This window comes from Pedobacter sp. SYSU D00535, from assembly GCF_017355855.1.
Classification (GTDB): Bacteria; Bacteroidota; Bacteroidia; order Sphingobacteriales; family Sphingobacteriaceae; genus Desertivirga.
The window spans coordinates 165,052-189,902 of record NZ_JAFEWD010000010.1; the positions used below are offsets into that span (position 1 = coordinate 165,052).

18 protein-coding genes are annotated in these 24,851 nt (G+C 42.8%); 8 read left to right on the forward strand and 10 right to left on the reverse strand.

From position 1 onward, the window contains the following. Positions 1-4: 4 nt before the first annotated feature. From J4N23_RS16920 to J4N23_RS16935, 4 genes are read right to left on the reverse strand one after another with little or no spacing between them, the layout of a single operon-like run. The gene (locus J4N23_RS16920; protein WP_207429013.1) at positions 5-475 is read right to left on the reverse strand and encodes a DUF3732 domain-containing protein; all 471 of its coding nucleotides are present in this window, start codon (positions 473-475) and stop codon (positions 5-7) included. Continuing rightward, positions 466-1,947, reverse strand: coding sequence for a hypothetical protein (locus J4N23_RS16925; protein WP_207428964.1), 1,482 nt, complete (start codon positions 1,945-1,947; stop codon positions 466-468). The genes J4N23_RS16920 and J4N23_RS16925 overlap by 10 nt, the downstream gene beginning before the upstream one ends. Then, positions 1,944-2,420, reverse strand: a complete 477-nt coding sequence (locus tag J4N23_RS16930; RefSeq protein ID WP_207428965.1) for a three component ABC system middle component — start codon at positions 2,418-2,420, stop codon at positions 1,944-1,946. The genes J4N23_RS16925 and J4N23_RS16930 overlap by 4 nt, the downstream gene beginning before the upstream one ends. Continuing rightward, on the reverse strand, positions 2,413-3,654 hold the full coding sequence (locus tag J4N23_RS16935) for an ABC-three component system protein (RefSeq protein ID WP_207428966.1): 1,242 nt from the start codon (positions 3,652-3,654) through the stop codon (positions 2,413-2,415). The genes J4N23_RS16930 and J4N23_RS16935 overlap by 8 nt, the downstream gene beginning before the upstream one ends. 1,018 nt (positions 3,655-4,672) lie before the next feature. Here J4N23_RS16935 and J4N23_RS16940 point away from each other — a divergent pair. Together J4N23_RS16940 and J4N23_RS21295 are read left to right on the forward strand one after the other, a co-directional pair. After that, positions 4,673-5,089, forward strand: coding sequence for a YbhB/YbcL family Raf kinase inhibitor-like protein (locus J4N23_RS16940; RefSeq protein ID WP_207428967.1), 417 nt, complete (start codon positions 4,673-4,675; stop codon positions 5,087-5,089). Next, positions 5,077-5,199: a hypothetical protein gene (locus J4N23_RS21295; protein WP_370527290.1), complete on the forward strand. Its 123-nt coding sequence runs from the start codon at positions 5,077-5,079 to the stop codon at positions 5,197-5,199. The genes J4N23_RS16940 and J4N23_RS21295 overlap by 13 nt, the downstream gene beginning before the upstream one ends. Positions 5,200-5,304: 105 nt before the next feature. Here J4N23_RS21295 and J4N23_RS16950 read toward each other — a convergent pair whose 3' ends face one another. From J4N23_RS16950 to J4N23_RS16975, 6 genes are all read right to left on the reverse strand, one after another. Beyond that, positions 5,305-5,526: a hypothetical protein gene (locus J4N23_RS16950; protein WP_207428968.1), complete on the reverse strand. Its 222-nt coding sequence runs from the start codon at positions 5,524-5,526 to the stop codon at positions 5,305-5,307. 68 nt (positions 5,527-5,594) lie between these two features. Continuing rightward, on the reverse strand, positions 5,595-7,982 hold the full coding sequence (locus J4N23_RS16955; protein ID WP_207428969.1) for an outer membrane beta-barrel family protein: 2,388 nt from the start codon (positions 7,980-7,982) through the stop codon (positions 5,595-5,597). A gap of 711 nt (positions 7,983-8,693) precedes the next feature. Continuing rightward, complete coding sequence (locus J4N23_RS16960; protein WP_370527291.1) at positions 8,694-11,156, reverse strand: right-handed parallel beta-helix repeat-containing protein; 2,463 nt, start codon at positions 11,154-11,156, stop codon at positions 8,694-8,696. A 604-nt stretch (positions 11,157-11,760) separates the two neighbouring features. Further along, a complete protein-coding gene (locus tag J4N23_RS16965; RefSeq protein ID WP_207428974.1) occupies positions 11,761-14,172 on the reverse strand; it encodes an ABC transporter permease in 2,412 nt (803 codons plus the stop codon). A 163-nt stretch (positions 14,173-14,335) separates the two neighbouring features. After that, complete coding sequence (locus J4N23_RS16970; RefSeq protein WP_207428976.1) at positions 14,336-15,013, reverse strand: ABC transporter ATP-binding protein; 678 nt, start codon at positions 15,011-15,013, stop codon at positions 14,336-14,338. A gap of 109 nt (positions 15,014-15,122) precedes the next feature. Further along, on the reverse strand, positions 15,123-16,403 hold the full coding sequence (locus J4N23_RS16975) for an efflux RND transporter periplasmic adaptor subunit (RefSeq protein ID WP_242689267.1): 1,281 nt from the start codon (positions 16,401-16,403) through the stop codon (positions 15,123-15,125). Between the two features lie 195 nt (positions 16,404-16,598). Here J4N23_RS16975 and J4N23_RS16980 point away from each other — a divergent pair, with 195 nt between their 5' ends. From J4N23_RS16980 to cphA, 6 genes are all read left to right on the forward strand, one after another. After that, on the forward strand, positions 16,599-17,951 hold the full coding sequence (locus J4N23_RS16980; RefSeq protein WP_207428977.1) for a sigma-54 dependent transcriptional regulator: 1,353 nt from the start codon (positions 16,599-16,601) through the stop codon (positions 17,949-17,951). Continuing rightward, entirely contained in the window at positions 17,951-19,288 is a 1,338-nt protein-coding gene (locus J4N23_RS16985; protein ID WP_207428978.1) for a PAS domain-containing sensor histidine kinase, read from the forward strand. The genes J4N23_RS16980 and J4N23_RS16985 overlap by 1 nt, the downstream gene beginning before the upstream one ends. Before the next feature lie 374 nt (positions 19,289-19,662). Continuing rightward, positions 19,663-20,019, forward strand: coding sequence for a response regulator (locus J4N23_RS16990; RefSeq protein ID WP_207428979.1), 357 nt, complete (start codon positions 19,663-19,665; stop codon positions 20,017-20,019). Positions 20,020-20,384: 365 nt separating this feature from the next. Beyond that, a complete protein-coding gene (locus tag J4N23_RS16995) occupies positions 20,385-21,248 on the forward strand; it encodes a cyanophycinase (protein ID WP_207428980.1) in 864 nt (287 codons plus the stop codon). Positions 21,249-21,282: 34 nt separating this feature from the next. Further along, positions 21,283-21,816: a GNAT family N-acetyltransferase gene (locus J4N23_RS17000; protein ID WP_207428981.1), complete on the forward strand. Its 534-nt coding sequence runs from the start codon at positions 21,283-21,285 to the stop codon at positions 21,814-21,816. A 384-nt stretch (positions 21,817-22,200) separates the two neighbouring features. Further along, positions 22,201-24,789: a cyanophycin synthetase gene (gene cphA / locus J4N23_RS17005; RefSeq protein WP_207428982.1), complete on the forward strand. Its 2,589-nt coding sequence runs from the start codon at positions 22,201-22,203 to the stop codon at positions 24,787-24,789. The last annotated feature ends 62 nt before the right edge of the window (positions 24,790-24,851 follow it).

Here is a 24,851-nt window from a genome sequence, read left to right on the forward strand (position 1 = left end):
CCATTTAGTTCTCAGGCCAATCTGATGGTATCAACTTGTCGTTGGAAACCTTTGGCCATCGATATTTAGTTGCCTTTTTATATTCTTCGTGATAGCTTAAATAAGCATGTTCCAAGACAATTACCTGAAGTCCACTTTGACTTGCAACCTGAGAAAAAATAAAATCAAAGTGTTTTTCCAGTGCTGAACTGTCATCATCTCTGTTTACAATTTCCTTTAGGTCAGATTCATCACTTTCCTTTTTGTTTGAATAGTAAGGTCTGCTGATCTGATCTAGTATGAGAAGTCCAGGAACGGATGATTGCTTTTCAGCTAGAAACCTTTGCAATGCAAAGGCAAACGAAAGGTGAAGACTTAGATAATTCTCATCGGAGCCGATGTTCTCAAACTGGGTTTTCTTCTGAGACTCAGAATCAGTTATGACTAGCTTAGGCTGTTTTGAAAAGAAATCTACGTCACAATTTTCTATCGGTATCCCCCTAGGAGGTCTTTGAGATTAGCCGTGGCATATATAGAGATTTTTCTTTCAGCTAGTGCAATTCTCTCCTCTTTTTGGCTTTTACCATATTTTAAAGTTATTTGATTAATGTCCTGATTATACTCATTGAGTTTTTTTTGATCAAATACATCTACAGAGGTGTGGTTATCCAGGAAATAAGAAATTCTACCAATAACTCGGGTGATACTCTGGTTCAACACCAACTGTTGTTGAGCAATTGCAGATTCTTTGATTAGGTTACGAATATTTCCATCAGTTTTATTGATGCTTGTTTGTAATATTTCAATATGCGCATCAAGCTCTTTAACAAATCCAGTTATAGAAGGTCTATGTTGTTTAACAACAGCTTTTTCCCGTTTAAGCTCTGTAATTGACTTTTCTATAAGCCTTGAAAGTTCGTTCGGCTCTGCGAAATCTGAACTGCACACCGGGCACTTTTCTTCCGTGTGCTGAAAGAACTTACCTAAATCAAGCTTTGATATCTGTTTGTCAACGGCAGAATCATACTCTGATGTAGTCGTATTCAGCTGTAACGCTGCAGTTTTTCTTCGTCGAAGTGCATTCAACTGATTTAGCTCAGATGTCTTTTTCTCCTGTAGCGCCTTTACCGTATCCTCATTTTCGAAATTAACTACCTTATATTCCCAATTTGTCAAGTTTTTCAGCTTATCTATAAGCTGCTCTTTTGATGCAGCATTAAGCTCATCATTCATCCGATATAAACCCACCTGAGAAGCTTCAGCAAAAAGCGATCGGCATTTTTCTAAAAGCTCGACCTGATGCTGTTCAAACAGCGTCTTTTTCCTCTCTTCGTTTTCTACCCCTTTTTTTAGCCCCCTTAATCTGTTCATAGCGTCCAATTCATCAAGATCAATTGCCCCTAAAAAGTAAGGTAATGAATCAATAATACGCTTGGATGCATTTGAATCGTTTAAGCCATACATCAAGGTAGTATCAGAGATTATGACATTTTTATCCAGATACATGAAAGGAGTAATCTGGCGGATAGAAATTTTATTCGTATTAAATGGATTATCCGTTTCGTTTACCTCCTTGAATCCAAAGAGATTCTCCATCAAGCCCTTTACCTCTTCAATATTTCCTGCCCCCCTAAGTGCAGCTGCTAACTCCGGCAATTCAACATCAGATCCGTACTCAAAATACATATTTCCCGAAGCTTTGCCTGTTTTGGAAAGCTCTCTTGCGGCAATGAATGCCGTTGTTCCATCGGACCATCTTGTAGCAATGTGGGTTACTCGCGCAGATACAAATGCAGGAATGTTGCATGTTGAAGATCCCAGACAGTAATCAATTGCGCTTATTATCGCTGATTTACCGGTATTGGATGCTCCTGTTATGATAGTTACACCATTTACGTTGAACTCTATCGTCCGACAAAGATTATTCTTACTATAAAACGCCAAGTGGCTGATATTCCATCTACTCATACTTCTAAACCCAAAAGGTTAAATACCGTTTTAGTTGATTTTATTTGGCCGATCCAATTCCCCAATCTTTTTGACTTTTTGAAAAAGGGTCCCAGTTTTGACGACCCGTAGATATTAGCTGTATTTTGTGAAAGGCCCCAAAGGCTGCCTTTGTCATCAATTTTTATGATTTTCCTAGCAACTCCATAAGATATGGCAGGCTGTATATATTCAATTGAATCATTAATTCTATTATTAAGATTTACGACAATGCCTGGGTTTTGCTTTACCCACGAATAAAAGCCGGTTCTGATATTTGTACCGTCAAAAGTGGGATCAAGGTCGCCTGATAAGACGATCGGTATTGGAAGAATCGCCAAGGGAAATGGTAGTCCTGCTCCGGCCTCCTCATTATAACCTTCAATAAAACTCAGTAACACCAGGGATAAAAACGCCGGATTAGTTGCGGCAAAAACGTCAATGCTTTTATTCATCTGTATCGGCATTTAAGAGCATTTGAAAATCACAATGCCACCCAACTTTTTTACAAGAAGATAGCATCTGATAGCTTCCCCTTATTAAATCTGGATTATCATATGATTTGGATATCTTTCCGACCTGTTGATGTGCTTCGTGATGTGTCCAGTCCAAAAGCAATCTGCCTTCTTCTTTAATCTGATCTTCTGTACAGTTGTTTTTTTTGTCAACTATTTCGTCAAACTTATAGGACCATTCTTGAATAAGCAATTGATCATACTTTTCGAGTTTCTTTGCTGCAGGAAGATTGTCATCTATCCATTTTTCTCGTTGAATACGTGCCCTAATTTCGGTTTGATAAGACCTGTTGACTTGTGTTTTACTTGCCCCGATCAGTTCCAGTTGCTTCTTCTGAATAGGGTTTGGGCTAATTATTGGTGGTATTTCCATATCTGGAAGATCATTAGTAAAACCATCATCATAAAGTTCCGCACCTTTTCTTGTGATAAATTCTTGTAGTTCGGACTGATATATGCACTGATGTCGTTCGCCAGTTAATGACTGAACAGCTTGTCTATCCCACCACTCCAAAATTCGCTCAGCGAGAGATTGCTGAATTTTAGAATCTGTAGTGGGCCTAATTCTTTTCAAAACTTCATCGGTTGCCTGGGCAACAGTGAACGATTCGGTTTTCATCCTTATATTTTTCAACAAAGCTGTGCGTTGTTGAGGATTTAGAGCCAAGAATGCCTGACAGCCTTTATATTTTTTCGCAAAGGGCAAAGTAGCTTCCTTTTCTCCCCTTGATAATTTGTTTGAGTTTTCGATCGCGACACCTTTTCTTTTATCCATAACACGCATTGCTTCGGCAATTAATTCCGCTTCCAGCTTGTCTCTTGGAGAGTTGTCGCTTAGCAAGACTTTTAATTCACTTTCTGAATCTAATGCTGCAACAGTAGAAAGAGTAAAAATTCCATCACTTGCGTTATTGATACTTAGATAATCACACCAGACTTTTATCGTCCTCCAAAGTTCATCGCTTTTTATTGAAATGGTGGTATCCTCACTTACGGAGTGCTTCAATTGATGTAATTCTTTTTTTGAACCGTCACTCAGAAACACATCATCGAACGTCTCAATACTTATATATGCACCTAAGTTATGGGAGTCAAATAGGGTTAAGAGTGCATATATTGCCTGATAGTAGTAACCTAAAGCTGGTCCTACCGCTTGGTGGCTAACTGCGTTCATAGTTTAGATTGCGGCTACACATACTCATTTCTTTTTAAGTAACTAAATTAATGAAATTCTATAATTTTCCTACACTGCTTGAAATGGTAAGGTTTAGATCCTATTGATCGTGAGCTTTCAATTGGATCTTAATTTAGAATTAACCATAAAATAAGAACTTAATAGCTGTTTGCGTTAACGATTTCTTTAGCTTGTTTTGCCCCCTTTATTTAAGATACGATACTGCTTATTAAAGATACTTTTTAAAATCTCTAAAAGATTAATTAAAGGCAAACAAGGAGCTACTGATTGGGGAATCAAGAAACTGAAAACAACATCTTTAGCAGTGCGCAGAAAATTGGACCGCGTTACTCAACTCCCGTCCGCTGTTGTATGATAAATGGTAATATTGAATTGTTATAGTGTATTTTCTTACCTTTGTATCAGTCAGTTAGGTGTTACCTAAGTAACTACCTGTGTTTTGACTTTCTTTATAAAGTATTGATTTATTGCTATTTACATAATTAGGTTCGAGCCCAGGTGGGCGCACCAAAGTACCTCCCAAAGAGGGTCAAGCGCCTGTAAATCAGATAATTTACAGGCGTTTCTGTTTTAACGCCTACCAATCTTTCCCAAAGTTTCCCTATCTGTCTGGTACCAATCAGAGTACCAAATATTAGTATTTACTTTTATGGTACTCTAATAGGGTATAACTGCCTGTGATAAACATATTTGCGATGGTTTAAATTGCGATAATTTGACGGCTTTCTTTTGATTGGGCTTCTCAATTTCCAGGACCCCACCCATTTTTCGAGCCAGCGTAGGGTCAGCATCAAAACGTAGATGGCAAAAACGGGAGGGGTATTATACAAGGAGCCAGCTTTAATATGTGATGAAAGCAACATCAAAATCGCACAGTTGCCGTCCGTTTATGATACCGTAATACTATGTTCAACCGAGTATCCGTCATGCTGCCTACTTTTTTTCGGAAGGGCGTAGTTTTGGTATATCGGCTTGTATGAAAAATGATTTGAATCTTATGCAACCAAAACTTCTCAAAACGATCCTTTTAATAATCTCAATCTGCTTCTCGACCGTTTCAAACTCGCAAACCGAAAATAGCCTAAAGTTGATAAGCTCTGCTTTTGCTGAGGGGAAAACTATTCCAGAGAAGTACACCTGCGACGGTGCCAATGTTTCGCCTCCACTTAGTTGGAGCGGTGTTCCAGAAAAAACCAGGAGCTTCGCTATCATTATGGATGATCCCGACGCAAATGGAACCTGGGTTCATTGGGTAGCGTATAATATTCCCGCATCAGTGACATCTCTTCCAGAACAAATCGATATCGCAAAAATCAATGCGATTGACGGTCAAAATGGGTGGAATGAAAAAGTTATCAAGGACCTTGTCCGCCGGGAGGAAGCCATCACTACAATTTCAAATTGTATGCTTTAGATACCTTAATTGAGTCTAAAGAAAGCCTGACTAAAGATGACCTGCTAAAGAAAATGAAGGGCCATATTCTTGCTGAAACAGTTTTGACAGGAATATTTCGGAATTATTGATAGGCTCAGTTACCGGGTACATACTGCCCAATGCTGGTAGCGCCAGCATTGGGCTTATTATTTTGGTGACAGAGTACGACATGCTGATGCGCTCTTGTTCTCAAATCAATACTCTGCCTTTGAACGTTTAATATTGTTCAAAAACAAGTCATAAGCTGCATCTGCGTTTACGACTTCCTTATTAGCAACCAAGCTTTCATGCCATGCTTCATACATCTGGATGTAGACGAGCTTATTCTCTTCACTTTCCCTTATCCATGCTTTTACCTCTAGGTATTCCGATTCGGTAGCTTGCTTTGTAATGTATTTTACCAGCAATCTATGCATGTCTTTATTAAAGATTAGAGGTTCATTCAACGGTATTTTTTTAGTCAAAGTCAAAGTTCATAAAGACATCAGTTCGAATCGGTCGATGATTCTTTTTTTACATCATCGTTTACAACTCCCCGTTTCGACTTCTTGATGCTTTCTTTTAGCTTGCCGAAACGTTGGATGTAATAGACCATTAGTCCCCGAGTATAGTTATGATTGTTGTTGTATTGAGCAAAAGATGGTGTACTTAGCTCGGTAATCACATTTCTGTATTTGAGGAAGGGGTTTTTCAAGTTGATACTGAATGTAGCCTTCTTTTTGAACAGGTCCTTATTGAAATTCAGAGAATGTGAAATATAGCCACTCGTCTCGCCCTGTATCTTTATGAAGCGGCTAGCCAGATTAACAGAAGAGGAGAGGTTCCAGCCTTTTTCCGAATTGAAGGAATAGTTAGTTCCGAGGAATGCCTGCAGGCCTTCGCGCTTAAAGCTTCGCCCTTCTGATATTCCCTCAAAGCTAAGCAGCCTGACATTACCGCTGAAGCTGGTGTTGAACTTCTTGGTTACCGGATACTTATAATTGAAGTTGAACCCATAATTATCATATTTTCCGATGTTGCTGAAGGTTGTAACACTGATCGAATCTTCCCGGACGAAAACTACATTTTGAACGGTATTATCGGCGAATGCATAGTTAAGCGACAAGGTGGTATTAGCTTTTTTGAAACGATTATAGCGGAGCTCGAAATTGTGAGTCAGGGCGGCCTGGAGCGAAGGATTTCCGTAGCTGTAGTTCAGCGGGTTATTTTTATTAACGAAGGGATTAAGCTGACCAATTCCCGGTCGTTCTATCCGCTGTGTATAGCCCAGATTGATGCTGCTGACGCCGTACTTGCGCTGAATAGAAAACGAAGGAATGAGATTGGTATAAGTCGTTTTGAAATCATCAGCAAACATAAAGTCGGCTTTCACATTTGTCCGCTCGAGACGAACACCTGCTTTGATGCCCCAGTTCTTTAGCTTGATCTGGTAAGAGTTATATAGGCCGAGCACGTTTTGCAGATACTGCAGATCGTCATTTTGTGATGCGGTTGTTGCATCTGATCTGCTGAAATTCTCCCTCGTGATGTATTTAATTCCTCCCTCGACGGTGATTTTTTTGAATGGATGAAAATAGTCTAACTGGGCGGTCTGTTCTTCAGTTCCCGACTCATTCTGCTGGTAAAGGTCCTGTAAGTTTCCTCCGTTGAATTTATTATCGATGATACCATTAGATGATGATCTTACATACTTATAAGATGTTGTAAGCAGTCTTTCTTTATTCCCTTTAAATCCCATCTGATAGTTGGCACCCCAGTCCAGACTGCTAAAATCGTTTTGGTTTTCGCTAAACAAATTATAATCGGAATTTATCGTCCCCTCATTGCTGAAAATGTTGAATTCCTGTTCAGCTGTCTGGCGACTGTCTTCGTTGTACCGACCGAACGAAGCTGTCAGTAAGTTCAAAGAATCGAGCTCATAGGTAAATTCTGTGTTGTAGTAAAAGACGTTGCCGCTTCTGTCTGATGTACCTCTGTGGAACTGATCGTAGGATTGTGGGGATACCGTCCTGCGGCTGTTTTCAAAACTGTAGCCGGGGTTGCCCGTGAAATATCTATCAGCATAGCCGAACATTCCAAACCTGCCTTTTTTAATACCCAGATTTACCCAGGGCCCGCCGCCAAACAGCGTATTATGAAATACACCGACTAATCCGTTGTAACCTTCAGCAGGCTTTTTGGTTATGATGTTTATGATTCCTCCCACTCCTTCGCTTTCATATTTCGCGGGAGGCATGGTCATCACTTCAACCTTTAAGACGTTTGCCGCCTGCATACTCCGCAAGGCCTCCTTCGGACTTCTGGCGGTCAGTCCTGAGGGCTTGCCATTGATAAGGATCTTAAAATTTGACTGGCCGTTTAATTGTACATTATCGTCGGCATCTACGGTAAGTAAGGGGATCTTCGAAATCATTTCAAGCATTGTTTGACCTTTACTATCCGGGTCGGCTTGGATATCATAACTGATCTTATCAATGTCCTGGCTGATAAGGCTCTTCTTGCCTGTAACCACCACATCCTTCAGCGTCTTAGTATTGTTCTTAATCCGGATAACACCTGCGTCGGTGACTGCGTTTGATTTGCCGCTAAGCTCGATAGTTTGGATAGTTGGTCTATATCCCATGAAAGCAATTGTCAGAGAAAATAACCCTTCCGGAAGATTCCTGAATTCAAGAGTTCCATCTTCTTTGCTGAGGGTGGTCTGAACAACGGCAGGCCCTTTCTTAAGTACTGCTGTGGCGAATGCTATAGGTTCTGAAGTGGTAGAATCTATAACGCTTGCCTTGATCGTGTATTTATTTTCGGGTGTCTGTGCGAACAGGACGGCGGGTATATAACTTAGCAACAGAAATAGAAGTAGATAACTCTTCATTGGAATAAGATTTAATTCTGCCGAACTCGTATAAATATGTGCCATCTCTTTAATTAATTGTCATATAGTGGTTTACGGTTTATTTGATACCTGATAAGTGTATCGATTCCGAACTGTGGGTGTACGGATTTATTCGCGACAATAATAAGATCATTAATAGGGAAGCTCCACTGGGCGATTTAATCAATCTGTTCGTAAGATTTTCGCAGGGTTGATATTGATCACTTTTATCATATGGAAACCTATAATCATCTAGCTAATTGAAAGAGCACAAAGTCCGGCAAGTATAAATTGGGAAAATTCCAGTTCGACTCTAAAGTAATAGTCTTGCAACCAGCAATGTAGAATGATATAGGTGAGCGGAAAGGTAATTGCAATCGCTACAAGGATAAGTTTACTGAAGTCCGCTAAGAAGATAGAAACTCAGTTCATACTGAGCCCATAGAGAGATTACAATTGCATTTGCAGATGCGATAGCCAGACTAATCAGGCTGAAGAAAAAATAGAATTTTCTCTTTTTTAGCCGCCTTCTAAACGCTTTTAGGTTGTGTATCTTCATTCAAGAGCTTGACTATTAGCTAAAGTTCTGCACTGTTATGGGTATAATAGCATTATTTTTACAAAAAACTCAGGAGTATCCACAAGCCCGTATTTCCGGAGGTAATATACCCAAGAATTTACATGTCAGAGGAGCCGTTCATATTCGAAATCTTATTTCACTACAGGGCTTAAAATTATCCATGTTTCACCTGGTGCAGTACCTGGCAAGCCCTCCTCATATTTTTTCATCAGGTTGTTCCAGGCAGTAACTCTTGGATTGTTCTCCTCAGTTTTTTGATTTAACTTATCCAGGCTTTCACCTTTAGGGATACTGATAACCAACATCAGCTGCCTTTCGTTTTTAAACATAAGTAACTGTTGAAAATCAGCATTGCAAAAGCCCTGAGCCACTTCCGGCCACTTTTCAAATTGAATGATATGATGGTTCAGATATTCGCTTTGCATGACCGAATCCTTCACCAGGTTGGTAGTTAAAATAATGTCATCCCATTCTTTAGCTATTGGAGAGCCAGGACACTGTAATTGGCGCTTAAACTGATAAAACGGACTGTTATAGATCTTTACCTGATCTCCTTTGAAGCGTTCCATGAGATCTTTTCGAATTGGATAGGGATTTTCGATAGCTCCATAGATTATTGAATGGTTATTCCATTGGTATAGATTTGACGGGGGTAGACCATTCTTTTTGCAAATCTCAAGGAGTGCATTCGTATCGTGCTTAACGCCGTTTTCACTAATAATCTCAACTACTTTTGTTCGCTCGGAACGGTTGATCTCCCAACCCGCCGACTGAGGTGCTTTTTCTTTAAGAAGGTATTTAAAAGGTCCCTGAAGACCTGCAGCCAGGCGAATACTATCTGACACCCAGGGACCATTGTTTGACCAAACGTTCCCGGGTCCATTGGCATTCTGCAGATACTTGTCTGATCGGGTCCAGTTATCTTTTACTGTGAAAAAGGAAGAGCCTTCATCGGTGTAGAGGTAAAACCAATGGTATGGATCGTGCGGGTAAGGTGCCTTGTAAATACTATCAATATAATTCTCTACAATAAAGGAGGCCGGTTGAGCAGATAAGGTATAGATCGAGGAAACATCGTACATATGCTTGGCATAGCGATGAATTTTATTGGCTGCAATGCGGTTATTTCTCATAGTGTTCACCGTCCTCGACCATCCCCATCCCATAGAAATTCCCATGTAAGAGAGTTCGCTAATATCATTATGTTCGATATTTATTCCTTTTACGTATCCTGCACCGATACCGATAGTTCCCCAGTCTTCATTTGCTACATCAGTTATAAGGTTATTGCTCATTAATACATTTGTACAGACGTCTCTTTCATCCTTTGGATTATATGGAAAATGGACTTCCTGCCCTTCGTCTGTAAAAACACCAACATACATACCTGTGCCTGAAATATCTTTAAATAGATTCCCCTGTATGATGTCGTCATGGGTTCCTCTTTTATAGTCCAGCCCGGTGGAACCAAGATGTTCGAACCTGCAGCCTTCGAATTTGGTATGATGAGCGAAGGCCACTTCGGCTGCTGCCGGGGGACGGCCTACCCATGCCTGATTTTCCAATGATTTTTTATCCGGTGTTCCGGGGATCTCCAACTTATACGCATCAAGCATATACATCCCGTACTGATGAGGGACGTGCCCTTCTTTAGAAGGACGCAACCAGGTTGTATGCTGGAATGAAATTCCCTTGAACGATACGTAAGATACAGGGTGATCGATCGTTCCCTGAATCCTGACTAAAGTTTCTATTGCAGGCACAGTAACCTCAGCGGTAGCCAGGTTCTCATTACTCTTCGGCCAATAATATACCTTCTGATTTTTTTTATCCAGATACCACTCACCTGGCTCATTCAAAAACTGAATAGCATTGCTCAAATAAAACGCGGAATTTCCAGTTTCTTTTGAGATCCACGGCGCCGGCCAGGGATGTTCTGATTGGATCCGACTCTCTGGTTCATAAAAGGACAAAGTAGCGCTATCAGCTTTGATCTGAACAGATTTAATTCGCAACACCGCAATCGCCCACCATTGATGAATAAACATCTCTACACCGGGAGCATCTTGTATTTCAGCAATGGGCCTTGGTATTCCGCAGGTTTGATTTTTGTGATCCCAGGACAATATCCTGTTCATGACCCCCACCTTCGTGTCTCTTGATCGTAATGCCTTTATATTATTAACATACAGTTGTCTGAAGTCCAATACTATATCACCAAATACTGGTGCATCTGCTACCCATACATGCCCCTGCGCTTCAGCAGGTAAGCCAGCAACTGCTGCTCCTGCTTTTTTCCAACCGCTTATAGTAATACCTCCGCTTAATACAGGTTTTTCGCCAGGGGCAGCCTGAAATACAGTCGGGCTGGACGCAGTGCCTGAATCCTCCTGTCGGATAAATAGGGGTTCATGCAATCTGTAGACTCCTCCTTTCAAGATGATGTAAACACCATTAGCTGCGGTAGGGTCTGACAAACGCCTTAATTCGCGTGCTTTGCGAAGGGCTAGTCCAATGTCTTTTAAAGGTTTGTTTTTAGTTCCGGGATTAGAATTGGAACCAGCCGGAGAAACCCAGATTTCTACGGCTTTCACTTCTATTGTAAAGCAGCTAATGAATAGGAATAAAAATGCATTGGCAAAAAGCCTGATCGTCCTGGTCATATAGTAGTCATGAGGTTAATAATCGTATTGTAGGTATAGGACGTATTTTTTGCGGTATCTTGCAAAGTGGCGGTCTTGCTTACTCATATTAAAGCGTTCTGTATCTTATGCCGTATTTCGTTTAGCTTAAGCTAGAGGAATGCCATTTTTGATAATGTGGTTGTATTCAATGGTTTAACTACTTGTTTTCGGTGTTGGTCGTTCGGATATGAACATTCAGTGTCCGTATTTGATACACCGAATGTCTTTTAATAATTGAAGTGGTATGATGTTCCCGGCTCGGACAATACCAGATCAGATGAAACGCTCACAGTATCGGTTCTGCGTTGTATAATTTCGAAAGACAAGCGCTCGCATCATTGACATGATTTCTACAAGGCTCCTCTATAGTATCCCAGAAGTTTTGTCCTCATCATGACATCACAGCCTGCATTAATGAGGTTGAAACTTGCCCTATCCAGATTGGTCTTGGCGATGGCACTGCCTGTTGTTCGGATTCGAACACATTTTATGCGGCAGTACATCTCGTGATTTATCACTCGGTTCTTAAACTCCTGACAGGGTTAGTGATTGCTGCTTTTAAGGCTTGCCCGCTCACCACCAGACACGCGATTACCAAAACTATCGTCCCTGGTAAAATAAACATCCACCATTCCAGCGTAATCCTGTACGAAAAGATTTGCAGCCACTGAGTTGCCGCATAATAGAAAACCGGAAGTATAATTGCGAAGGATATCAGCACCAGCTGGATGTATTCTTTCGATAATAGCATTAAGATTCTGGGAACAGAGGCGCCTACCACCTTACGAATCCCTATTTCTTTAGTGCGCTTAACCACGGTCAGGGAGGCAAGACCCAGCAGGCCAAGAGATGCAACAATAATGGACATGATGCTGAAAAGTTTCAGTAGCTTACTAAATACGACGTCTTCCTGGTACTGTTTGTTGAAGAAGCTATCCATAAAATAGTATACAAATGGATCGTCGGGATAATGCTTTTTCCAAACCCTTTCGAGGTGCTTCAATGTTGAAGCGCGGTTTGCAGACCCGGTTTTGAAGGTATAGTATCCGAACTCGAAGGGGTGATCAAAGTAGAATACGACCGGCTCTACATTCTTTCTTAGCGACTCATGATGGAAGTCCTGAATAACACCTACGATTGTTCTCTTTTTATTATGCCTGTTCAAGAATTGCGCATTAACTGCATCTTCAGGATTTTGGAATCCAAGTGCCTTCGCTGCAGTTGCGTTGATCATACAGTTTCGATCATGTTTGTCATTTTCATTGATATTTCTTCCAGCCAGCAATTTCAACCCGAAAGTTTTAAGATAGCCGTCATCTGTGTTTGAAGTCCAGAAGGTTCTTTTCTTGTCGTTCTGACTTCCTACCAGACGTATAGATTCGTCGTGGAAGCGCAGTTCTTCTCCCGGAATGTTCATCGATGCCGTCCCAGCTACAAAGGCGCTGCTTTTCAGGATCTCGTCGCGGAAGGCCAGAAAGCGCTGATATCTCAATGAGTCAGTGTTTTTTGATGCTGGTCCGACTAAACTGATTGTATGTGAGGTGTTGAAGCCTACATCGAAGCTTTGCATATAATTAATCTGCATGTTTGCAATGATGGTACATCCTATTGTGAAGATGGAAAGCAGCATCTGAAAAACAACGAGTCCGTTTTTAATCAAACTCTTACTTTCCCGCAGTCTGTATTGTCTTTTTAAGATAAAGGCAGGATTGTATCGGGCAATGAGCCGTGCGGGAAATATGGCCGAAGCAACGGAAAGAGCAATTATTAGGATCAGATACCATAACCACCTGTAGTTCATTCCCTGAGTGATGTAGAAAGTGGCGGAGAGGTATCCCGAGAGCCAATTTACAAACAGGAAGTAAAGACCGAGTCCGGCAAGAGCTGTCACCAGGCTAATTATCAGTGCTTCAACGATAAACTGATTGATAATATGCGAAACCTTTGCTCCATAAACTTTCCGAACCATGATCTCTTCTGCCCGTTGAAAAGCTTGAGCCAGGGACAAATTGATATAGTTGATCCAGGCTGCTACCAGGATAAAGAATGCAACGCAGATCAAGGCGTAGAGGATGGCTTTGTCGCGACCCGGAATGGGCTCGCCGGTCATGCCTTTCGCAAAATGAATTTCCCGTACCGGCCTCAACTTATAAAAGCCTTTCAGATTCTTTTCCCGCAGATCAGGCACATTATCAGCGGCTATTTTTTCCAGTTGAGCTTCAACTTTTGCCATGTCCTTTACATTGGAGTTGAGTTTCACATACGTAAATACCCATGGATTTCTGAAGTCGCCTCTTTGCGGACCATCGTATAAGATCTCCTCCAATGTGCTCCATGAGATCAGAAAGTCGAACTTTACGGCTGTATTGTCGGGCAAGTCTGCAAATACTGCGGTAATGACAAAGGGGATATGCTCATTTAAGTAAATCGACTTACCAATCGGATCAGCTTCGCCAAAGTAAACTTTGGCCAGCGACTGAGAAATTGCCATCATATTTGGGGCTGACAAAGCCTTTTCCCTGTTTCCGCTCAATAGCTTCAATTCGAAAACGTTTAGAAAAGAACTATCCACCCAGGCACCTTTTTGATATCCTTTAGCCTTTTGATTGAAAAGAAGACAGTTCTCGTTGTACATCTTTGCAACGTGCTCTGCTTCTGGCATATTTTCCTGCAAAAATGTACTCAGCCCGGTATGTGTCCGCGCACTTTTTACCACGACTTCATTTGCTTGTGATTCAAAGTAATCTACCCTGTATACGCTTTCAGCGTTAGGCAAATAGCTGTCATAGCTGAACTCATATGTCACGTAGTTCATGAGTATTAAAAAGGTAGCGAGCCCTATCGAGAGGCCTATGATGTTGATAAGCGAGAATGATTTTCGCTTAATCAGATTGCGGATTGCGGTGGTAATATGGTGCTTGAACATGGCTGATCAGCTGAGCTTTTGCATAGATTGAAGATCGAGTGCGGGATTAGCGACGGCTGCCTTTATCGTTGGGGACATATGGTTATTTTATACAAAGCTAGCAGGGTTTCTTGTCTCAAGATAAGTTGATGTACATGCTTCTTCCTGTTCAGGCTTTATTTCGCTATATCATTAGGTTTTCCATCACCACCTGCCCGTCGAGCAAGCGGATTATTCTATGACTGTATCTTGCGTCGTGCTCAGAGTGGGTAACCATGATAATGGTAGTTCCTTGTTCATTCAACTCGCTGAGGAGCTGCATTACCTGATTACCATTGTTTGAATCGAGGTTTCCGGTTGGCTCATCGGCAAGGATTATCTTTGGCTTGTTAACCACCGCGCGAGCTATGGCTACTCGTTGTTGCTGACCTCCGGAGAGCTGCTGTGGAAAGTGATTTCGGCGATGCATGATCTGCATTTGTTCAAGGATATTTTCTACCCGCTGTTTGCGCTCTGAAGACTTTACATCGAGGTAGATTAGCGGTAGCTCAACATTTTCATAAACAGTAAGTTCATCGATCAAATTGAAGCTTTGAAAAACGAAGCCAATGTTACGCTTCCTTAGCTCCGCCCGCTTTCGCTCTTTAAACTGCCCGATCTCGATACCGTTAAAAATGAAGCTTCCGCCGTCGGGATCGTCCAGCAAACCAAGAATGTTTAAAAGGGTAGATTTGCCACATCCCGAAGGTCCCATTATGGCCACAAATTCCCCTTCTTTTACTTCCAAAGATAACTTGTTTAGGGCGACAGTTTCTATCTCCTCTGTTCTGTATACTTTTTCCAGGTTAGTTATTTTTATCATATTTAGCAGTTCAGCTATCAGCTCACGCGTTTAGTACATTAGGTTTTTAAGCAATCTATTCAACATCAGCTATGCGCAATCAGCAGTGAGCTTTAGCGTACATTAAAATCTATTGCACTATCAGCTCTTCCATATCTCCATAATTCTCATAGCTGGAAGTTACAACTTTGTCGCCAAGCTTTAAACCCTCCAGCACTTCATAAAAATCGGGATTTTGCCGCCCAAGACGAATGTTCACTTTATGCGCCATCGTACCTTCCTCATTGAGTTTAAAGATCCAGTTGCCACCGGTTTGCTGATAAAAGCCTCCTCTTGGGATTAATAGCGCAGCACTCTGATTACTCAGAGCCAGACGAACCTGTAAGCTTTGTCCTTTACGTATTCCTAAAGGCATAGCACCAACAAATTCGAGGTCGACCTGAAACCGCCCATTAATAACCTGGGTGAAAATCTTCTTAATTCGTAATTTATAGACTGTTCCACTCAGGTCAACATCTCCTGTTAGTCCGCTGAAAATACGGGTTATATAATGTTCGTCAATATCCGCCCGAACTTTGTAGCCGCTGGCTACATCCAGTTGCCCAAGGCGTTCACCACGATTTTTAGACTGGCCAATTTGTGCATCCATAGAAGTCAGCTGACCTTCAACCGGTGCCCGAACAATTAGGTCACCCACCTTTCTGCGCATCAGTGATAAGGCGTTTCGCATCCGAATATAAGATTCCTGCATCTGGCTTATCTGCTGTTTTCTGGACGTTGAGTCTTTATAAAGGGTTTCACGGGTAAGATCTCTTCTTCTAAGCTGGTAGAAATAATTGTTTTCCGAAGATTTAAGGTCCTCCGATGCTATAGCATTTTCCTGATAGAGGGCTTTATTAAGTTTATAAACCCGGCCGGACTCGGCTAATGCATTCTCCACTTCCGCCATCTGGTTAAGCTGCCTGATAGTGTTTTGATCGGAATTGTTTCGCGTGTTCTGCATTTGTGTAAGCACATCAAATACTGCAGTTTCCTGATTTGCCAGATTCAGCTCGAGGTCAGTATTTGAAAGGGCCAATATAGGGTCGCCTTTTTTCAAAATGGCACCGTCTTCAACATAGATCTGTTCAACCCTTCCTCCTTCGGCAGCGTCGAGGTATATGGTGGTAAGCGGCATTACCAGACCGTTAACCGGGATGAACTCCTGAAAAGAATCCTTCGTTACCATGCTCACCGTAATTCTGTCGGCGGAAACGTTCAATTTTGACTTTCCGCGAGCCAGGAAGTAGCTTGCTCCATATAAGAGAAGAGCAAGACAAATTCCGCCGATGCTTAAAAGTCTTTTTTTATTCCAGGTTTTCTTCTCAATTCGTCTATCCACTTTGATGTGCTGTGGTGTAAATAGGTACAATTATGTGCCATTGGTGTAAAACGCTGATTATCAGTAATGTATGCTAAGGTTTTTGACTCCCTCACGTTCGCAAGCGTTACAAATAGTGTCCGATAACGATACATCTGTTACTGTGGCAACGGACTAAAGGGTTAAGTATCATAAATTTATGCTTCTGGTATAGTTGTTATTAAGAAAAGGTTATAGTTTTAAAGCATGAATCTCAAGAATGCAACAATTTTAGTTGTAGACGATGACCCCGACATTTTAACTGCCATGCGTCTCTTACTCAAGCCGCAGGTGAAGGAGATTGCGGCGGAGAAGAATCCGGAAAATATCCGGCAGCATCTTTCGAAACAGGAATTCGATATCATACTGCTTGATATGAATTTTACGAGCTCGGTAAACAGCGGAAACGAAGGTCTCTTTTGGCTCAGAAAAATAAAGGAGCTGAAATCCTCTGCTTCGGTAATCATGATAACCGCGTACGGGGATATCGACCTGGCGGTGCGGGCACTTAAAGAAGGAGCATCGGACTTCATGGTAAAGCCCTGGCATAACGAAGTGTTAGTGGACACAATTAAGGAAGCGTTGAGCAAACGGGAACCTGGTAAACCCGAGAGCAGGAAGCTGACAAGTTCGGTAATTGGTACAGAACTTCTGGGATCATCAGAACTGATGGAAGAAATTTTCCATAAAGTTGAGAAGATCGCTCCAACAGATGCTAATGTGCTGATACTTGGCGAGAATGGCACCGGGAAGGACCTCATAGCCCGAGCAATCCACCAGCGGTCCAGGCGAGCACAGAAGCCCTATATGAAAGTGGATGTAGGCGCCATTTCTGAGACGTTATTTGAAAGTGAACTTTTCGGACACAAAAAGGGAGCATTCACTGATGCGAGAGAAGATCGGGTGGGCCGTTTTGAAGCCGCAAACGGAGGAACATTATTCCTGGACGAAATCGCTAACATAAGCCTGCAGCAACAGGCCAAACTGTTAACGGCCCTTCAAAATCGGCAGGTGACCAAGCTGGGGGCTAATCAGCCTCTTGATATTGATATCCGGCTAGTCTGTGCCACTAATGTGCCGATTTCTTCGCTGGCTAACGAAACACAGTTCCGGAAAGATTTGATATACCGCATAAATACGGTTGAGATAATTGTTCCTCCTCTGCGGAGCCGTGGAAATGACATTCTAATGCTTGCAGAACATTTTCTTAAGGTTTATGCGGAAAAGTATATGAAAAACGCTTTCGAATTTAGCAGGCAGGCAATAGAAAAGTTATTAAGTTACCCATTCCCTGGAAACGTTCGTGAGCTGCAGTATACCATCGAGCGGGCAGTTATTATGGCAGACGATTCTGTATTACAGGCTAAAGATCTGCTGTTTTCTACCATCGAGCAGTCCACATTCCCGATAGTTCGGGAAGAGACTAATTTGAGTGATCTTGAAAAGGGAACTATTTTAAGGGTGATTGACAAGAACAATGGAAACATTACACGTGCGGCAAAAGAACTGGGGCTTACCCGTACTGCATTATACAGGCGTCTGAGTAAATACGATATCTGATGCTAGCACCTCAGGAAAGGAAAATTGTGCTGAAGCTGGCAGCGCTATCAGCAACTTTTATTCTGGCAGCCTGGTTCTTCATCTGGGAACATCCTGTTTTATCGGCGGCCATGGTAGTGTTGATTTTGTATCAACTGTGGGACATTTTCCGGTTCCAGAAGCGGATTTTCAGAGAAATAGAGCAATTTAGGGAGGCTGTAAGATTTCGGGATATATCAAGGCATTTTGATGTAAAGAATGCTCCGGCAGAATTGGCTCCTTTACGAGAATCTTTCAATTTAATCAGTGAATTTTTTAAGGAAGCGACCCGGGAGAAGGAGACCCAATATCAATACCTGCAGCATATCCTCAGCATTATCAGCACAGGCCTTTTGTCCTTTAACCGACAAACGGGCGAGGTGATTTGGATGAATGAGGCGTTAAGAGATATGTTGAACCTTCCGCATATGAAAAATATCGCGGCGCTCCAAAAAAGGAATGTTTTGATCTTCGACGCTGTTGAAAACCTGGAGATAGGGGAGAGTAAACTGTTAAATCTACCTGCAAGAAGTCAAAGCAAGATTCTGATATCGGCTACCGCTTTCCAGGTGGGGCATGAACAATATAAATTGCTTAGCTTTCAAAATATTAGCGAAGCTATAGAAGAAACGGAGGCAGATGCATGGTCCCGTCTGTTGAGGGTTATGACGCACGAAATCATGAATTCCATAGCACCTATTTCCTCGCTGGCAAATACGCTCAGTACTCTGGTTGATGAGTCAGTTCAAAATAGAGAACATCAGCCTTCATATGTTGAAGACCTAAGAACAGGAATTAATACGATCGGAAAACGTAGCCAGGCACTTTTCAAATTCGCAGATACTTACAGAAACCTAAGCAAGATCAGTACACTTAACCTCGAGCGGGTTTACGTGCGTGATCTGTTCGAGAGCCAAAGCAATTTAATGTCTCCCACGCTGGCAGAGAAGGGAATAGAATTAGAAATTATTCTGAAAGATCCTTCTATTTCACTAGATGTCGACCGGAACCTTCTTGAGCAGGTACTCATAAACCTTCTTGTAAATGCCATTGAAGCAGTCAAGGGCACAGAGTTGCCCAAAATTATGTTAACTGCGGAACGAGACGGCCAGAGACGATGTGTTGTTCACGTTATTGACAATGGTTGCGGCATCCCATCAGAACTGCTTGATCAAATTTTTGTGCCGTTTTTTAGCACTAAGAAGAATGGTTCTGGTGTAGGGCTTAATCTATGCAGGCAAATCATGGCCCTGCATAAAGGCAGTGTAAATGTGAAGACAATTGAAGGAGCAGGGACGGATTTTACACTAAGCTTTTGAGTGCTCGAATTCTTTCGTCCATTAATATCCCTATTTTCCTTACTCTTTATCATGTATCCTTATTAAAACCTGGCGAGGAGCTCGTTCCAGCTCTTTTTCAACTTCAATTAAGTATACTCGTATTTCCGCTGCTGGTATTTTGATTTTTTGCAACATCCGTTACCCTTACAGGCATTTATTTCTCTTGGAGAAGCCCCTAAATCCCTGGTCGCGTAATAAAAAATCCCGCCGATCTGTGCCGTCTTTGTAGCCTTTTGAAAGTAGTTTAAAGTTTTCGAGTAGTTGAACCGGAACTGCTGTAAATCGTCGTTGTAATTATTTCAGTATATAGGTTAATCTCCTATCTTTGTGCCCAGAAAAAGGGGATTTAAAAAGTGAAGAGGGTATTTGTGTTTGAGAAAAATCAGGACATTCTTGAGCTGGTGACTCATGTTCTGGAAGAAGAGGGGTATAAAGTAAAGGGCTTTATTTCAGAAAAGGAATTTATCACCAAAACCATTAACGAGAAACCAGATCTGGTTTTGCTCGATGTTATTCACATCACACCAGAAGGGACGGAACTTTGCAGAAAACTCAAAGCAGTTGAGATGATAAAGCACATTCCCGTAATTGCCTTGTCCACGCATTTCAGAGCGAGCGAAATAAAAAACATCTGTGCGGATGATGTTGTTTCTAAGCCGTTCGATATTGATGCATTGCTGGACGTTATTGAGAGTCATTTAGCAGCCTAAGCTTATCAGCACACGCTCGGCGGACAAGCAATCATTGCACTTTATTCCGGATACTTGCTTGTTACCTGCATGCGCTTGCAATCATCTAAAAATGTCCCTCATACACGGAAAGAAGTATTTCCAGCTTCTTTTTAATCTCATGCGGTAAATTTGGCTTTTCCAGAAACCTGAGTTGGAGCCGGGCACTAATCATTAGTTGGGAAGTCACCAGTTTACTCTCAAGACAACAGGGCCTCTTCGATAGTTTAGCTTATTGTCAGTAAGGGTAGAAATACCGGTAGGAAGTATAACTACGGGAGCGAAATTCGGTTTTATTTTGTGAAACAAAGCCCCGGCTGAAAGGTTCAACTTGGAAGTCTTCTACCATGCAAGAACAACCAGTGAACGAGTGCCCTGCGCCTAATGGAATATTAGTCATCGTGGGAGGGAAAGAGAACAAAGGTGAGAAACCAACGAAGGAGATTCAAAAGAAAAATTCAGAGCCACTGGAAATTTTGAATTCTTTTTTGGAAGTCATCGGCAAAGAAAATCCTGCAATTGGGGTGGTAACTACAGCGAGTAGCCAGCCAGCAGAAATGTTTGAGGATTATCAAAAAGCTTTTGCGCTGGCCAATGTCGAGAATGTTCGACATATCCATCATGAGAACAGGGACGAGGTTTTGAACGATGACAACTCCTGGATTAGGGAACTTGACGCCGTGTTTTTTAGTGGTGGCAATCAGTTGAAGCTTACCTCGTTTTATGGCGGTACTAACGCCTTACTAAACTTAAAGCAGCGCTATATCAATGATGGATTGGTTATTGGTGGTACCAGTGCGGGAGCTATGGCCATGTCTACCCCGATGATCTATGCAGGTAATCAACAGGTACAGCAGATTACGGGAGAAATAAAGGTGACCACCGGACTTGAATTTCTGAAGGATGTTTGTGTGGATACGCACTTTGTTGATCGGGGGCGGGTAGTCCGCATGGCCCAGGTGATTGCTACCAATCCAACCTGTATTGGTATAGGAATAGAAGAGGATACGGCAATTATCGTACGAAACGGAATAGAAGCCGAAGTTGCAGGAAGTGGAATAGTGATTATGATTGAAGGCCATAACATCAGAGAAAGTAATGTTCTTGATTTTGGTTTGAAGGGCGCCATCTCCATTAGAAACCTTTCCACACATCTGTTATCCAAAGGCGATAAGTTCATTATCCCGCAAAATAATCCCCCTCATATTTAAATGCAAGGCGCAAGCAGCCAACAAGCTTCTACCTATGATTAAGTTAGAATATTTTACACCTGATGATTTCCAGTCGCTAATTAATTGGATCGATAACGAAGACTTACTGATAAACTGGGCCGGATCTCAATTTCGCTTCCCGCTCACCACAGAAAAGCTGGACTGGTATTTAAAGGATGCCAATAATTTCGAAGAATCCGGTACCCTGATCTACAAGGCGGTAGATTCAGAGACTAATGAGGTAATCGGCCATATTTCCCTCACGGCTATCAACCGGTCAAATCGATCCGCGCGCATTACCAGAGTGCTGGTGGGCAATGGAGCGCAACGAGGTAAAGGAATAGGCGAGCAGATCATGAAAGCGATGATGCGAATCGGATTTGAAGATATCAAGCTGCATCGCATGAGTCTGGGAGTATACACCTTTAATGAAGGCGGGATAAGATGCTATAAGAAGTGCGGCTTCAATACCGACGGTATTCTGCGGGATATTAAGAGACATGGTGATAGCTACTGGAGTATGGTGGAAATGAGCATTCTGGAAGATGAGTGGAGAGCGATGAATTAAACTTTTGATGCCTACCGATTCCTTAACTATCCAACTGGTATACCTTTTTGGGAGAAGCGGTACGTATATAAAGAGCATTTAAGCCGATGATAAACACGTAGATAACGCCTCAATTCACCGTAGTTATCGCGCAAACCTATGGCAAGCAGATCGGTTCTTTATCTGAAGTGCCTGAGGTACTATACAAGCCCCCACTGTTACACGATGCCGCGGTGGGGATACATCCAAATTAAGGATACATTTAAGGATCTATAGTACTTAAACAGGCATCACAAACGGAGTTTACAGCTGACCAAGTTAAAGCAGACAGTATCACCATTAGTTAAAGGCAGTATTGTTGCCACATTATCAACAAGGCCGCAAAAAGGTATAATCAGGTATTTAATGGAAATTTTACAGACAAGAGTAATGCGCGGTCCAAACTACTGGTCGGCAAAAGATCATCAATTGATAGTTCTTAAGGTAAGGATTGATGAAGCAGATTCCAGGCTTGGAGACAGCCTTGAGCTGTTGAAAGATAAGTTAAGTGAACAGCAGTTGACGCTGGAGGTGGACGATCAGAGCACGACAGCGGCTGAGCTTATCGGGCGGGTGGCCGTTGCTTTGCAAGCCCGGGCAGGTATGAATTGCAGGTTTGTAGAAGCAACTCCTGCTGAAGAATCGGGCACCTTTTATGTGTTATTTACCTATACCATTGAGTCTATGGGTCGGTATGCGGCAGAAGTGGCCGTAAACACACTAAACACAGTTTTAACAGGAACGCTGGAGGATCTGGAAAGTGATGTTCGGGAGCTGGCAAGACTGAGCCGCCGGGAAGCCCTTGGACCAAGTACACGGGCCTTGGTAGAAGAAGCTTTGCGACATAATATCCCGGTTAAACAGTTGGATAAAAGTGCTTTGATTATGTTGGGATACGGGCGCAATCAACGCATCATCACCGCTGCCGTCGCCAGCACTACCAGTGCAATAGCCGTGGAAGTGGTGAGGGATAAGGAAATCACCAAGCAGCTGCTGGCGGAGGGCCGAATTCCAACACCCCGGGGTAGCTTGGTGGCAAGTGTAGCCGAACTGGAGGATGCGGTTTCCGAATTGGAGTTTCCAGTCGTAGTTAAGCCACTCAATGGTAATCACGGGCGGGGCATCACCACGAACATACAGACCTTGGAGGACGCGATTGCAGCCTTCCATCTGGCTCAGAAAATTTCGAGATATGTCATTGTGGAAAGGCACATCAACGGCTACGACTTTCGCTTTCTGGTGATTAATTACAAGTTGGTGGCTGTAGCGAAACGGACTCCTGCCTCAGTAACGGGAGATGGAACCTCGACCATCAGTGAACTGATCAATGAGAGTAATAAAGATCCACGGCGTGGGATCGGCCATGAGAATGTCTTGACAGAGATCACTGTCGACGACAATACTCGCCAGATTTTAGCCGAAAACCAACTGAGTTTAGATGATGTTCTGCCGGCTGGCCAGACCCTATATTTAAAGTATACCGCTAACCTTTCCTCCGGAGGGACAGCAGATGATGTAACGGATCAGGTACATATTCAGAATGTAAGAATGGCCGAACGAATAGCACGCTTGATGAATCTGGATATCTGCGGTATCGACATCATGACGGAAGATGTGGCGATTCCCATTACCAATCGTAACGGAGCGGTCCTTGAAGTAAATGCAGGACCGGGGCTTCGTATGCACATTGCACCATCGAACGGGCAGCCCAGGAACGTTGCAGCGCCCATCATCGAAATGTTGTATCCGGCGCCTGCGTCATCCCGCATTCCCCTGGTGGCCATTACCGGAACGAACGGAAAAACTACGACCACTAGGCTCATCGCACATTTAGCGAAACAAGCGGGGCACTGCGTCGGATTTACCACCACTGATGGCGTATTTGTTAACGACCAGGCAATCGAGCAGGGAGACTGCAGCGGTCCTGCAAGTTCCGCGCTGGTATTAAGAGATCCGCTGGTGAATTTCGCTGTATTGGAATGTGCACGTGGCGGGATCTTGCGTTCGGGGCTGGGCTTTGACCAATGCAGCACTAGTATCGTTACCAATATTTCAGAGGACCATCTGGGACTGAACGGCATCCACACGATAGAGGATCTTGCCCGAGTAAAAGCAGTGGTGCCGAAAAGCACGTCCAGCACCGGATACGCCATATTGAACGCTGATGACGATCTGGTGTACAACATGAAAGAGGGGCTGGAGTGCAACGTCGCTTTATTCAGCATGAATGGGGATAACCCACGGGTGCAGGAACAGCTCCGTAAGGGCGGTATGGCGGCCGTGGTGGACAACGGCTATTTTTGCATCTGCCAAGGCGACCTGGTGCGTCAGGTTCTGCCGGTAGCCGAGGTGCCGCTTACATTCGGCGGCACAGCGGAAAGTATGGTTAAAAATGTGCTACCCTCCATGCTCGCCGCCTATATTGAAGGTATTTCGATAGCTAAAATCCAGGCCGGACTGAAGGACTTCAAGCCCTCGCCACAAAATACCCCGGGAAGGATGAACCTTTTTGAATTCAGGAATTTTAATCTGATGGTGGATTATGCACATAATGAGGCCGGCTACCAGGAACTGAAAAAGTACGCCAACGGGGTAACGGCCAGCGTTAAAACTGGCGTTCTTGCCGTTGCCGGCGACAGACGGGAACAGGATATTATAAAGCTGGGAAACCTGGCGGCTGATATTTTCGACAATTTAATTATCAAACACGATAAAGATGGCAGAGGCAGGACGCCGGAACAGCTTACCGATCTCATGCTACGAGGAGTGCGTGAAGTAAAACCGGATATGCCAGTATCCGTCATCTCTGATGAACGGGAAGCGGTTCAGTACGCTATAGAGAATGCACCGAAAGACGCCTGGATATTCGTCAATACGGATGAGGTACAGGAAACCCTGCATTTTATTTCCGAGACGCAACAGAAGGATCGGGAGCTTGCGAATTGTAATCTGTAATGAGCAGACCAGCGGGAGGAGGAGCTATTGGGTTGGCATTTTAATAGATTTTTTATTTATTG

What these genes read in the sequence shown, in the direction of transcription:
- J4N23_RS16950 (WP_207428968.1), bottom strand. Translation starts at nt 5,526, where the DNA reads ATGCATAGATTGCTGGTAAAATACATTACAAAGCAAGCTACCGAATCG.
- J4N23_RS16985 (WP_207428978.1), top strand. Translation starts at nt 17,951, where the DNA reads ATGCTAGCACCTCAGGAAAGGAAAATTGTGCTGAAGCTGGCAGCGCTA.
- J4N23_RS16930 (WP_207428965.1), bottom strand. Translation starts at nt 2,420, where the DNA reads ATGAATAAAAGCATTGACGTTTTTGCCGCAACTAATCCGGCGTTTTTA.
- J4N23_RS16935 (WP_207428966.1), bottom strand. Translation starts at nt 3,654, where the DNA reads ATGAACGCAGTTAGCCACCAAGCGGTAGGACCAGCTTTAGGTTACTAC.
- J4N23_RS16955 (WP_207428969.1), bottom strand. Translation starts at nt 7,982, where the DNA reads ATGAAGAGTTATCTACTTCTATTTCTGTTGCTAAGTTATATACCCGCC.
- J4N23_RS16970 (WP_207428976.1), bottom strand. Translation starts at nt 15,013, where the DNA reads ATGATAAAAATAACTAACCTGGAAAAAGTATACAGAACAGAGGAGATA.
- cphA (WP_207428982.1), top strand. Translation starts at nt 22,201, where the DNA reads ATGGAAATTTTACAGACAAGAGTAATGCGCGGTCCAAACTACTGGTCG.
- J4N23_RS16995 (WP_207428980.1), top strand. Translation starts at nt 20,385, where the DNA reads ATGCAAGAACAACCAGTGAACGAGTGCCCTGCGCCTAATGGAATATTA.
- J4N23_RS16925 (WP_207428964.1), bottom strand. Translation starts at nt 1,947, where the DNA reads ATGAGTAGATGGAATATCAGCCACTTGGCGTTTTATAGTAAGAATAAT.
- J4N23_RS16980 (WP_207428977.1), top strand. Translation starts at nt 16,599, where the DNA reads ATGAATCTCAAGAATGCAACAATTTTAGTTGTAGACGATGACCCCGAC.
- J4N23_RS17000 (WP_207428981.1), top strand. Translation starts at nt 21,283, where the DNA reads ATGATTAAGTTAGAATATTTTACACCTGATGATTTCCAGTCGCTAATT.
- J4N23_RS16965 (WP_207428974.1), bottom strand. Translation starts at nt 14,172, where the DNA reads ATGTTCAAGCACCATATTACCACCGCAATCCGCAATCTGATTAAGCGA.
- J4N23_RS16940 (WP_207428967.1), top strand. Translation starts at nt 4,673, where the DNA reads ATGCAACCAAAACTTCTCAAAACGATCCTTTTAATAATCTCAATCTGC.